We start from the raw sequence: 12,289 nt of genomic DNA on the forward strand, positions 1-12,289 counted from the left end.
GAATATCCAGTCGTAGGTGGGCTAGGGCGGTGTTAGGGGTTATTGAGGTTGGGGTGTGTGAGATTTGAGACGTTGCTCAAAATCTCTTGCCAAGCCGGAGCTTTGCACAATCAGGGGTGTGGTCATCTCTGTGCCCAGTTGCACCAGGCTCAAGATGTTATGGTTCACAGTTTGTGCGGCCATGATGGCCTTGATCTCTGCTGTTTCTGCACTGCCGTCTGTGGATAAGGTGCCAGCAAACTGAGTGGCTTTCATGAGGGGTGTGAGGTGACTGTAATGTTTGCCAATCATCAACACAGAAGTTCCCATCTGCTGTGCAAGATCATGAATCGGGATGCCATCCAGCAGTCGCTGCGTAGCGTAGTAATGACGCAGACTGTATAGACTGCGCTCTTTATCAGTAAAAGGGCAGTTCAGCAGTTTGGTGTCTTCCAAGTACTGCCTAAATGGCTTGTTCCAGTTGTCAGGCACAGTGCCATCTGCCAAGCGAAACAGCTTCTTGGCTACTCGTTGACGTAGCACTTCTTCTAATGGGATATCTCGGAGATCTGGGCTGATCTGCCGCATGACTTCCAAAATGCGCCAGCAGCTGTTGTGAGCAACAAAATTACGAGCACCCAACTTACCCTTTTGCAAGCGAATGTGCAGGATGGGCTGACCATCACGAACTTCCACATCGATGTGACGCCACTCTAGGTTTTCTGACTCTGTACCAGCTCGCATGCCAGTAGCAGCAAGAAAGGGCACATAGGCCTTGACCAAGACCTGGCGAATCATGGTTGTTTTGTCTGTGCGAGAGTTTTCAATGAATTTGTCGCCCTGAGACAGCAGTAGCTCCAGCTCATCTTGGCTGAATTCAGCGCGGCGATCACTTTCTACGCCAGTGTTTTTGGTACTTGGCCTGTTGTACTCTGTCATATACCCCCGCTCAATTGCTTCATCAATCACAAGGTTGAAAGCAGAATTATGATTGTTTTGAGCACTGCCTGACAGTTCACGTCCAACTTTGGCTTTGCGCCATGTGTGGAACTCGTTCACGGTGGCAGGCTTAATGCTGTCCACGTTGTAGTTGCCATAGAAGGGTATCAAGTACAGGTTGATGGCTGAAACATAGTCCTTGGCGATGGGACGGGCAGTGCCTGCCTGAATCTCTTCATTCAAACGCCGAAGCACCACTTCAGCCACAGGTTTAAACTTCTTGCTGATCACAGGGCGACCCTCTTCATGATCGAAGGTGGCCTTCATCCACATGCGCTCAGCAAGTTGAATGGCTTTGTCTGCGTCAGTTGTCTGGACGCTTTTGCGAAACCATGTTTTGACACCTTCTATCTTGTAATGCACTTGCCACTTACGGCTGTTCTCGCGACGAACAATGCGAATGAGTTCGGGCTTGACAACGATAGTTTGTAGGGCGGGTACACGCATGAGTGTATTTTACAAGCGTCCAGAGTGAATGGTCTACCAATATTATGTGCAATATATGTGTAATTGACATAAAAAATAAAAACAACGCGTAAGTCGTTGTTTTTATTGGGGTTCTGGCTCCTCGACCTGGGCTCGAACCAGGGACCTACGGATTAACAGAAAGCCGGGCTCCTCAAAAACTCATATAAATCAATGACTTACGTGTATTTTTGATAAACGTGTAATATTTCGTGTAATAACCCCAAAAGTTACATAATGTAACTTTCCAGCCAAAACAGTCAAATTTGCAATTGTCTGAGTCATTATGCAGGTGAAAGTTTGAGGCCACGCTTGGGGCTTAAATCAGTTGGGGCCGAAGTTCGAGGCCATGCGCCGATACAGAACTGGGCATATTGAGCAGCACGGGAATTGAAAACCGTGGAATACCTCGTGCGATTGGTTTTTAGTTCGTAGGATGCTGGTTGGCTATGTTTTATCGATTTCAGATAAGTTTCTGTCTGACTTTGGCCGTGATCCACTCACTGAAAACTACGGTCACTAAAATTAAAATAAGCAGCATGGTTACTTTGGGCCAAGCCAAAGTAGCCAGTGCACCTTCTAACTTAACGCCTATACCGCCCGCACCCACCAATCCAAGCACGGTCGATTCGCGTATGTTGATGTCCCAGCGAAACACACTAATGCCTGCCAAACTGGGCGCTACTTGCGGCACCACACCCCAAGCCATTGTTTGAGCTCTTGAGGCGCCGGTAGCCTCAATGGCTTCAACCTGGTCGTTGTCAATTTCTTCAATGGCCTCGTAAAGTAATTTGCCAATAAAGCCTATTGAACGCAAAGCAATGGCCAGAATACCGGCCAGAACACCGGGCCCTAAAATAGCCACCAGCAACAGGGCCCAGATTAAAGAGTTGATGGAGCGTGAAGCCACTATGATAAAAAGGGCCACAGGTCGGACGAAACCAACACTAGGCGAAGTGTTGTGGGCTGCTAAAAAGGCAATGGGTATTGCCATGACCAAGCCTAATAAAGTGCCTAAGGTAGCAATATTCAGAGTCTCCCACATGGGCCACCACAACTCGTGCACGGAGGCCCAGGCTGGTGGCATCATTCGTGAGCCAATATCTTGAAACTGCGCGGGTGCATCTGTCACAAATGACCAGATGGTGTCTTGTGTCATGACCTGAAAGGTCCAAGTCACAAAAGACAAAAGAAAAACCCAAAGCATGAACAAAGCCAAGTCAACTTTTGACGAGCGCTTGCGCCAAACACGAGTTGGCTTAGAGACGTTCATTGAATCAACTTTCTGAGCTTGCCCGAGGCATATTCGGCTAGCATCACAACCACAATAATGACCCACAAAATTGCTGCAGCGGAATCGAATTCATACCTGTCCATGGCAGTGTTTAGGGTCGCGCCAATGCCACCTGCGCCAACAATACCTATGACGGCAGATTCACGAAAATTGATGTCTAGCCGGTACAAAGACAAACCTAGCAAACGAGGCATGACTTGCGATAAAACTGCAAAGTCAAGCACTTGCATGTAGCCAGCGCCAGTAGATCGCAGTGCTTCGAGCTGCGAGCTTTGAATTTCTTCAATGTCTTCTGCCATTAGTTTGGCCATAAAGCCAACAGTGGCAAAAGTCAAAGTTAGAAATCCGGCGAAAGGGCCAAATCCAAACATGGCCACTAAAAAAATGGCCACAATAATTTCATTGAGGGTGCGAGACAAGGCAATAAAGCCTCTGCACAGAAGGTAGATCCAAACGGGGGCTAAATTGCGCGAAGCGCCCACAGCCACTGGAATGGACAACAAAACGCCCAGCGCAGTCGACGTGACAGTCATGGTCAAGCTTTCCTGAAACCCTAACTTGATATCGCCCCAACGACTTGAGAAATCAGGAAAAAGAAAGCCTTGTACGAATGCCCAGCCTCGATCCAAGCCAAGCACCATCCTTGCCCAGTTTATTTCGACAGAACCAATGGCCAAAACCATGTAAAGCAAAGCGCCTGCATAAAGTGCCCAGCGCGTCCATACATTGGCAATGAATGGTTGTGGTGCCCAAGAACGAAAAGGGCGTTGGCCAACTTGAATGCTTGAGTCGCTCATACCGCAGTTGAGGCGAAGTCTGAGCTTTTAAAGTGGCTGTTGGGAACCTCGTTGGCGTGCATGCGTTGTGTGATGGTGGTCCAATCTTCATCGCCATAAATGCTGGTCAGTACATCGCGATTGACCTCTTTGGCTGACCCATCAAACACCACGCAGCCAGCACGCAGACCTACAATGCGTGGCAAAAATTCTGTAGCAAGCACCACGTCATGAATGTTAACAATTGCAGCCAGTCCTCGTTCTTCACAAAGTTCCAAAATTAAACGCATGACTTGGCGCGAAGTTTTTGGATCAAGGCTGGCAGTAGGCTCGTCTACCAACAACAATTTAGGACTTTGCATTAGCGCACGAGCAATACCGACACGCTGACGCTGGCCGCCAGACAATGCATCGGCACGCTTGTTTTCCATGCCACCCAAACCCACGCGGTCTAGCAAAGCGAAAGCTTGTTCAATGTCTTGACCGTCGAATTTTCTAAACCAGCTTGCCCAAAATCCTGTGTAACCAAGTCTGCCCGAAAGCAGGTTTTCCATGACAGTCAGGCGCTCAACCAATGCATATTCTTGGAAAATCATGCCAATGTGACGTCTGGCCAAGCGCAACTCAGTTGAGTCAAGCTGACCTAGATCTTGACCTTCTAGAATGATGCGCCCTGCACTAGGCTGCACCAGTCGATTGACGCAACGAATAAGCGTGGACTTTCCTGCGCCCGAAGGCCCAATTAAGCCAAGCACCTCACCGGATCCAACTTTGAGGGCTACGCCTTGTAAAGCGAGATCGCCTGTGGGGTAGCGTTTTTCTAACTGATGCAGTTCTAGCATTAGGGGTGCTTATTTGCAGGCGTAACTGACGCTCATGGCTTGATCAATTTCGCGCACAACAGCCCAATGTTGCTTGTAAGTGATGGGCATGAATTTTTCCTGAGGTGGTTCGGTTTTGTTGAACTCAGCGGCCATTGTTGTACCTTCCCACTTGAAGGTGAAGAATGCTTGTTTGATTTTTTCAGCCAATTCGGGTTTGAGGTTGTAGACATGACCGTAACCAGTGGTGGGAAAAGACTGCGATTTGTAAATGACCTTGGTCTGCTCGGGCTTGACAACACCGCGAGCTTCCATACGCAATTTGACCGAGTTGGCAATGGCTGCAGCCGGATAGTCTTTGTTGGCTACACCCAAAACAGAGTTATCGTGCTTGCCGCTGAAAACGGGCGTGAAGTCCTTGCCAGCTTCCATTTTGAACTGCTGCCGCATCAAAGCTGATGGTGCTTTGTACCCAGAGTTGGATGTTTCTGCCGTGAAGGCCATGCGCTTGCCTTTGATGTCTTCAATTTTCTCGATACCACTGCCTGGGTATGTGATGAACTCCATTTCGTAGCCAAAGCGATTGTCTTTAGAGGCCATCATGGCAAAGGGCACAAAGCCAGAGCAATTGACAGCAATGGGATTTGAGCCAGTGTTAAAACCTGAAACGTGCAATCTGCCAGCACGCATCGCTTCTAATTGCGCAGCGTTGCTTTGCACTGGAAAGAATTGAACCTTCTTGCCAGTTACTTTTGACAGGTGGTCTAAAAAGGGAGCCCAAACTGGTGCGTAAACGGCGGGGTCTTCAACTGGCGTGTAAGCAAAAACCAAAGTAGAAGGGTCAATCCATTGCTTTGGGTCTGTAGGGGCGTCAGCCACCATGTCGTTGTTTGCGTCTTGAAAGCGGGGGTCCAAGGCTAAAGTTGGGCCGGCAAAACCCAAGCCGAGTAGCGTAGCGAAAGCGATGGTTTTACGGAGTTTCATAATCTTCCTTAGTAAATATTTTTACATTAACTTTAATTTGTGTCAAAACAGTTACAAAGTGAATTCCATATTTTGATTTCTTTCGCGAGAAATAACCCACTGCATAGTCATAAATTTGTCATGCTTTATTTCTATAGTTCAATAGTCATTCATATATTGGTAAAGGGTTCAGCATGAAAGTCGGCATCAATGGCATGGGTCGAATCGGTCGTTTAGCTTTGAGAGCTGCAATGGGAGCCGCAGAACGCCCTGAAGATGATCCCCGAGGATTGAACCGACTTGATGTTGTTCATGTCAATGAGCTCAAAGGCGGAGCAGCTGCAACGGCACACCTGCTGGCCTTCGATTCAGTCCAAGGTAAATGGAAAGCAGACATTCGCGCAGATGGCGATGAGGCCATTCTGATCAAAGACAAACGTATTCGTTTCACCTCTTTCGGCGCATCTGCCGAAATTCCATGGGGTGAATTGGGCGTAGAGCTCGTACTTGAATGCACAGGGAAATTTCTCACACCTGAAACCATTCAAGGCCACCTAGATCGGGGCGCAAAGCGAGTGATTGTTGCCGCACCAGTGAAGGTTGGCGGAGTGCTAAATATTGTGGTCGGCATCAATCATGAGTTGTACAACCCTACCAAAGATTTCATCGTCACAGCAGCATCTTGTACAACCAATTGCTTGGCGCCCGTTGTCAAAGTGATTCATGAAAACTTAGGCATCAAGCATGGTCAGATCACAACCATTCACGACCCAACCAACACCAACTTGGTAGTCGATGCGCCGCACAAAGATTTGCGCCGCGCGCGCAGCGCTATGGTGAGCTTGGCGCCAACATCAACAGGCAGTGCCACAGCAATTGCATTGATCTACCCTGAACTCAAAGGCAAATTGAACGGCCATGCGGTTCGGGCGCCTGTACTGAACGCATCTTTGACAGATTGCGTCTTTGAACTTCAACGATCGACTACGGCAGAGGAAGTCAACGCACTTTTTGAAAAAGCTGCAAATGGACCATTGCTCGGTATTCTGGGTTACGAAACACGTCCTTTGGTCAGTGTTGACTATGCACGCGACACCCGCAGCTCAATCATCGACGCGTTGTCGACCATGGTGACTGACGGAACTCTCCTCAAGGTCTATGCTTGGTATGACAACGAGATGGGCTACGCATGCCGTATGGTGGATTTGGCGTGCTACATGGAATCAGTTGGTTTTTAAGATGGAATCACCCAACCGTCAACTTCCCGTTGTAGTACCTGCCGTCCGTAATTACATGATCGTCACGGCAGCCTATTGGGGGTTCACACTCACTGATGGGGCACTGCGCATGCTGGTGCTTCTTCATTTCTACAAACTGGGTTACTCACCCTTAATGTTGTCTTTGTTATTTTTGCTCTACGAAGCAGCTGGCGTGCTGGCCAATTTGATTGGAGGCTGGTTGGCGACAAGATTTGGTATTGCACGAATGCTCACTGTGGGTCTGATGACTCAGATTATTGGATTCATGCTCTTGTCTCAACTTGATCCGACTTGGACTGCGGCCATGTCTGTCGCATGGGTGGTCATTTCTCAGGGTATTTGTGGCGTAGCAAAAGATCTAACTAAAACTGCCAGCAAGTCAGCGATCAAGATTACGCAGGCTGAAGCCAAAACCCAAAGTAACGGTCAGTTGTTTAAGTGGGTCGCTTGGTTTACTGGCAGTAAGAATGCCATGAAAGGGTTTGGTTTTTTCCTTGGTGGCGTTTTACTGCAAGCTGTCGGATTTCAGTGGTCGTTGATTGCCATGGCTGGATTACTGGCTTTGGTTTTGATCGGCGTCATCAGCAGTTTGCCTCCCATGATCGGCAAAAGCAAAGCCTCCAAATCGGCCAAAGAATTGTTTGCAAAAAACCAAGGCCTCAACGCACTTTCTGCTGCTCGCGTTGTACTCTTTGGAGCTCGCGATGTTTGGTTTGTGGTCGGAGTACCAGTATTTCTTTATTCTGTTGGATGGACCTTCACCATGGTGGGTACATTCTTGGCAACTTGGACAATAGGCTATGGATTAGTTCAAGCCCTCGCCCCAAATATTGTCAAACGCAGTGAAGACGGCCTCTCGCGCGAAGTACCAGCTGCTCGCTGGTGGTCCTTGATCTTGGCATTGATCCCTGCTGCCATTGCAGTGATTGTCTGGCAAGACGTTCCCAATCTTGAGTGGTGGGTTGTGGGTGGTCTTGGGTTGTTCGGATTTGCATTTGCGGTTAATTCCTCAGTTCACAGCTATTTGGTATTGGCCTATGCTGGTTCAGAAAAAGCAGCTGAGGATGTTGGGTTTTACTATGCTGCTAATGCCTTAGGGCGCTTCTTTGGAACCTTGATGTCAGGCTTGTTGTTTCAGTGGGGTGGTCTGATTTATTCACTCATCGGATCTGCTGCAATGCTTTCCATATGTTGGATGGCAACTTTGCGGTTACCTGTAAAGCCTATGTTGCAACTAGAGAGCAACAAGGATTCAACATGAACACAGTTGTAACGCCAGCAGACCCACAGTGGGTTGTCAAGGCACTTTGCGCTTTAGCGCAAATCAACCGGTTGAACGTATTTCGATTGCTGGTTGTTGCAGGGCAGGATGGCATGTATCCAGGTGATATGGCTGTAGCGCTGGGTGTTCCTTCCAACTCACTCTCTTTTCACCTCAAAGAACTTCTTCATTGCGAACTTGTGTCGCAAGAGCGTGAAGGACGAAACCTGCGCTATAGAGCAAACCTGAGTCGGATGCAAAATTTGTTAGTTTTTTTAACTGACGAATGTTGCAAAGGCCAAGCATGCTTTGAATTGCCATCCATTGATTGCCAAGATCCTGATTGCGAAAGCGAAAGCGAAAGGAAAGTTAAAAGCAAGAGTTTGAGCGTTTAACCCCAACCATTGAGTTTTAAAAGGAAAATCATGTCTGATCGAATTCTTAACGTCTTATTTTTGTGCACTGGAAACTCTGCACGCAGCATCATGGCTGAAGCCATTCTCAATTCGCTTGGCTCAGACCGCTTTCGCGCCTATAGCGCCGGTAGTCACCCAGTTGGATCGGTCAATCCCATTGCAATTAATTGGCTTAATAAAAATCATTTTGGTACTGACAATCTTCGCAGCAAAAGCTGGGATGAATTTGCTGTACCTGACGCTCCCGTCATGGACTTTGTATTGACAGTTTGTGACAACGCAGCCGGCGAAGTTTGCCCAATCTGGCCAGGCCAACCATTTTCCGCTCACTGGGGCGTTGAAGATCCCGCTTCTGTAAAGGGAACAACAGAAGAGAAAGAAAAAGCATTTAGCAATGTCTTCATGATTTTGAATCGTCGCATTTCTCTTTTCACCAGCTTACCCATCGCCAGTTTGGATCGTATTTCTTTGCACCGCGAAGTTAAAAACATCGGTCAGATCTGAAGCACGAGACCTTGCTTAAAAAATGATAAGTTGGAAGCGATATTTTGCTGAGCTAGTTGGTACTGCAGCCTTGTTTTGTACTGTCATCGGCTCAGGCATCATGGCAGAGCAATTGGCAGGTGGAAACACAGCAATTGCTCTTCTGGCTAATACACTCGCCACTGTCTTTGCTCTGTATGTGCTGATTGAAACAATTGGGCCTATCAGTGGTGCACACTTCAATCCAGTTGTATCGATGGTCATGGCGTTTCGCAAAGATTTAGCACGACATCATTTAATAGGTTATGTGATTGCTCAGCTCACAGGTGCGGCATTGGGCGCGTGGGCGGCTCATGCAATGTTTGAACTTGAAATTTTGCAATGGTCTACCAAAGTGAGAACGGGACCGGCACAGTGGTTTGCTGAAGCAGTTGCTACTTGTGGCTTGTTATTCGTGATCTTGCGTTCACCTGAAGGCAAAGCATCTTCCATAGTTGCTTGCTACATTGGCGCAGCATATTGGTTTACTGCAAGCACGTCTTTTGCAAATCCAGCAGCTGCGTTCGGTCGCATGTTCTCCAATACATTTGCAGGTATTTCACCAGCAGATGTACCCGCCTTTGTTGTCGCTCAGATCGTTGGCGGATTCCTCGGATTGTTTCTTCATTCATTGTTGAAGTCCGGCCACCAACAAAGTCATTAAGAGTTGTTATGGTCAAAATTTTTCATAATCCGAATTGCGGCACTTCTCGCAATACATTAGCCCTGATTAGCAACTCAGGCGTTGAACCTGAGGTGGTTCTTTATTTAGAGACACCTCCGTCAAAAGAACAACTCAAAAAGTTGATTTCTGATATGTCTATTCCAGTAAGGGATGTGCTTCGTCAAAAGGGCACGCCGTATGAAGAACTGGATTTGGGAAACGCAAAATGGTCTGACGAAGAACTATTGGACTTGATGATGGTTCATCCCATTCTCATCAATCGTCCAATCGTTGTGACTTCAATTGGTACAAAGTTGTGTCGTCCGTCTGAAGCCGTGCTGGATATCCTTGTAGAACCCCAGCGTGGTGCATTTACCAAAGAAGATGGTGAAGTTGTGATCAATGAAAAGGGCTTGCGTGTCTGAGGTCACTGATAAATTGCCTAATCTGGATGAAGCTTGCTTTGAGTTTCCGCAGCAAGCTTTGTTAACGCCGCAACAGGTGTCAACTCATCCGCCAAGGATTTTGATGTTGTATGGATCTTTGCGCGAGCGCTCTTACAGCAAGCTATTGACTCTGGAGGCAGCGGGATTGCTTGAAGCTATGGGTGCAGAGGTGAGGGTGTTTGATCCTTTGGGTCTGCCGCAACCCGATGCTGCACCTGATACACATGCAAAGGTAGAAGAATTACGTGATTTGGCTGCATGGTCTGAGGGTATGGTTTGGTGCTCACCCGAGCGTCACGGCGCTATGACAGGCATCTTAAAAAGTCAGATTGACTGGATACCTTTGTCCGTAGGCGCTGTTCGTCCTACACAGGGAAAAACCTTAGCAGTGATGGAAGTATGCGGCGGTTCGCAATCCTTCAATGCTGTGAACCAAATGCGGATCCTAGGGCGCTGGATGCGTATGCTTACGATTCCAAATCAAAGCTCAGTTGCCAAAGCGTTCCTAGAGTTTGAGGAAGATGGCCGTATGAAGCCATCAGCTTATTACGACAGGGTCGTGGATGTGATGGAAGAGTTAGTGAAGTTCACGCTTCTGACTCGTGACGTATCACCGTATCTAGTTGATCGATATAGCGAACGCAAAGAATCAGCTGAACAACTTTCTAAAAGAGTTAATCAGAAATCAATCTAAATTAATTGTTTGAACCCCTGATTAACAGAAAGCCAGGCTCCTCAAAAACTAATATAAATCAATGACTTACGTGTATTTTTGATAAACGTGTAATAATTCGTGTAATAACCCAAAAGGTTACATAATGTAACTTTCCAGCCAAAACAGTCAAATTTGCAATTGTCTGAGTCATTATGCAGGTGAAAGTTTGAGGCCACGCTTGGGGCTCGAACTAAGTTTTTGGAAAAGTTTGGCATTCCCCCAATTCAGTAGACAAATATTATTGTCAAAATCTGAATGGGAGAAATGCAAATGCAAAAAGCCAAATACACAGCTGAGTTCAAAGAAGAGGCGGTTCGCCAAGTTATCGACAGGGGCCACTCTGTTGTCGATGTAGCCAAGCGATTAGGAATTGGGGACGGCCTGCTGTACACCTGGGTCAAGAAGTTCAAGGCCACCAATGAGCCAGTTGCCATTGATGACATGAAGTCTATGCAAGCGGAGCTCAACCGGTTAAAGGCTGAACTCAGGCGCACCACAGAGGAGCGCGACATCCTAAAAAAGGCCGCCGCGTACTTTGCCAAACAGTCAGAGTGAAGTACGCGTTTATCCAGGAGAACCGGGCAGAGTTCACTCTCAGTGGTATGTGCCGGGTGCTGGACGTCCACCGCAGTGGCTTCTATGCCTGGCTACTGGAGCCCTTGTCGCCAAGAGCAATGGAGAACCAAGCCCTGACAGCGCAGATAAAAGAGTTCTACGACCAGAGTATGGGCATCTACGGCAGCCCCCGAATCTTTTATGATTTGAGGGAGGCTGGTGTTCCTTGCAGCGAGAACCGGGTGGCCAGGCTCATGCGAATGGCTCAAATCAAGTCAGTACGTGGCTACAAAAGGCCACGTTACAAGGTGGGTCGGCCCTCGCAGGTCTCGCCCAACCAGTTGCAGCGCCAATTCCAGCAAGACGAGGCGGATCAAGTTTGGGTGACCGATATCACGTACATCCGCACGTATGAAGGGTGGCTCTACTTGGCGGTGGTGCTGGACTTGCACTCAAGGGCTTTGGTGGGGTGGAGCATGCGAGGCAGCATGGAGACCACGCTGGTGCTGGACGCGTTGACGATGGCTGTGTGGCGCCGCCGGCCTAAGGGCTCGGTGATCATCCACTCGGACCAGGGCTCACAGTTTGGAAGTGACGAGTTCAGCCGCTGGTGCAAGGAAAACCGTTTAAGTCCCAGTATGAGCCGAAGAGGAAACTGCTGGGACAACGCGGTGGCCGAATCGTTCTTCAGTAACTTGAAGAGTGAAAAGATCAAAAAGAGGATTTACAAAACAAGACAGGAGGCCAGGTCTGAAGTCTTTGAGTACATTGAAGGCTTCTACAATCCAGTTCGGCGTCACAAACATCTTGACCAACTCAGCCCCCTTGAGTTCGAGAGACGTCAAATTGCGTTATGAAGAGTGTCTACAAAATTGGGGGAATGCCATACAACTGCGAAGCAACGCAGTGTGTTTATACAGCTGCTGCAGCTGCTTGCGTGTGTGGGGGTAGGTATGCGTATGCTGCACTTGCAGCAGCACGTTAGCAGCGTGTTTTAGCCACTTGTATACCAAACATACAAAGCAGCAAACGAGTGGGTGGGGGAGTTGGGTAGCAGAATGGTTGCAAATAACCAAACTTTTTCGCATATAGCTGTGTGCTAAACCGTGCGACAACCGTGTTACAGAAAAGGCTAGCACGTTTTCACGTCCTAG

Annotated in this window: 13 protein-coding genes; 8 read left to right on the forward strand and 5 right to left on the reverse strand. The window is 48.1% G+C overall.

Going from position 1 to position 12,289, the window contains the following annotated elements; translation table 11 throughout:
• Positions 1-39: 39 nt before the first annotated feature.
• The 5 genes from B9Z32_RS09255 to phnD all read right to left on the reverse strand — a co-directional run bounded on the left by B9Z32_RS09255 (position 40) and on the right by phnD (position 5,318).
• Positions 40-1,425: a tyrosine-type recombinase/integrase gene (locus B9Z32_RS09255; protein ID WP_108421147.1), complete on the reverse strand. Its 1,386-nt coding sequence runs from the start codon at positions 1,423-1,425 to the stop codon at positions 40-42.
• A 481-nt stretch (positions 1,426-1,906) separates the two neighbouring features.
• A complete protein-coding gene (gene phnE, locus B9Z32_RS09260) occupies positions 1,907-2,716 on the reverse strand; it encodes a phosphonate ABC transporter, permease protein PhnE (RefSeq protein WP_108421148.1) in 810 nt (269 codons plus the stop codon).
• The gene (gene phnE / locus B9Z32_RS09265; RefSeq protein ID WP_108421149.1) at positions 2,713-3,534 is read right to left on the reverse strand and encodes a phosphonate ABC transporter, permease protein PhnE; all 822 of its coding nucleotides are present in this window, start codon (positions 3,532-3,534) and stop codon (positions 2,713-2,715) included. Before phnE (B9Z32_RS09265) ends, phnE (B9Z32_RS09260) begins: the two co-directional genes overlap by 4 nt.
• On the reverse strand, positions 3,531-4,355 hold the full coding sequence (gene phnC, locus B9Z32_RS09270; protein WP_108421150.1) for a phosphonate ABC transporter ATP-binding protein: 825 nt from the start codon (positions 4,353-4,355) through the stop codon (positions 3,531-3,533). Before phnC ends, phnE (B9Z32_RS09265) begins: the two co-directional genes overlap by 4 nt.
• A 9-nt stretch (positions 4,356-4,364) precedes the next feature.
• Positions 4,365-5,318 (reverse strand): phosphate/phosphite/phosphonate ABC transporter substrate-binding protein, encoded by a 954-nt coding sequence (gene phnD, locus B9Z32_RS09275; protein WP_108421151.1) that lies wholly within the window; start codon positions 5,316-5,318, stop codon positions 4,365-4,367.
• Between the two features lie 173 nt (positions 5,319-5,491).
• Between phnD and B9Z32_RS09280 the strand changes: the two genes are divergently transcribed.
• From B9Z32_RS09280 to B9Z32_RS09315, 8 genes are all read left to right on the forward strand, one after another.
• Entirely contained in the window at positions 5,492-6,535 is a 1,044-nt protein-coding gene (locus B9Z32_RS09280) for an ArsJ-associated glyceraldehyde-3-phosphate dehydrogenase (protein WP_108421152.1), read from the forward strand.
• A gap of 1 nt (position 6,536) precedes the next feature.
• Complete coding sequence (arsJ, locus tag B9Z32_RS09285; RefSeq protein ID WP_108421153.1) at positions 6,537-7,817, forward strand: organoarsenical effux MFS transporter ArsJ; 1,281 nt, start codon at positions 6,537-6,539, stop codon at positions 7,815-7,817.
• Positions 7,814-8,212, forward strand: coding sequence for a helix-turn-helix transcriptional regulator (locus B9Z32_RS09290; protein ID WP_108421154.1), 399 nt, complete (start codon positions 7,814-7,816; stop codon positions 8,210-8,212). Before arsJ ends, B9Z32_RS09290 begins: the two co-directional genes overlap by 4 nt.
• A 30-nt stretch (positions 8,213-8,242) precedes the next feature.
• Positions 8,243-8,737 carry an arsenate reductase ArsC gene (locus B9Z32_RS09295; RefSeq protein WP_108421155.1) on the forward strand — a complete coding sequence of 165 codons (495 nt, stop codon included), beginning with the start codon at positions 8,243-8,245 and terminating at the stop codon, positions 8,735-8,737.
• A 22-nt stretch (positions 8,738-8,759) separates the two neighbouring features.
• Positions 8,760-9,419: an MIP/aquaporin family protein gene (locus B9Z32_RS09300; protein WP_108421156.1), complete on the forward strand. Its 660-nt coding sequence runs from the start codon at positions 8,760-8,762 to the stop codon at positions 9,417-9,419.
• Positions 9,420-9,427: 8 nt separating this feature from the next.
• The gene (arsC, locus tag B9Z32_RS09305) at positions 9,428-9,844 is read left to right on the forward strand and encodes an arsenate reductase (glutaredoxin) (RefSeq protein WP_108421157.1); all 417 of its coding nucleotides are present in this window, start codon (positions 9,428-9,430) and stop codon (positions 9,842-9,844) included.
• Positions 9,822-10,559 (forward strand): arsenical resistance protein ArsH, encoded by a 738-nt coding sequence (arsH, locus tag B9Z32_RS09310; RefSeq protein WP_108421158.1) that lies wholly within the window; start codon positions 9,822-9,824, stop codon positions 10,557-10,559. Before arsC ends, arsH begins: the two co-directional genes overlap by 23 nt.
• A 291-nt stretch (positions 10,560-10,850) precedes the next feature.
• Positions 10,851-11,992, forward strand: a protein-coding gene (locus tag B9Z32_RS09315) for an IS3 family transposase (protein WP_108421583.1) whose coding sequence is annotated in 2 segments (ribosomal slippage) — positions 10,851-11,094 and positions 11,094-11,992 — 1,143 coding nt in all. Because the reading frame shifts where the segments join, the coding sequence is not laid out codon by codon here.
• Positions 11,993-12,289 lie beyond the last annotated feature (297 nt).

The sequence above is a fragment of the Limnohabitans sp. MMS-10A-178 genome (assembly GCF_003063375.1).
GTDB lineage: Bacteria > Pseudomonadota > Gammaproteobacteria > Burkholderiales > Burkholderiaceae_C > Limnohabitans_A.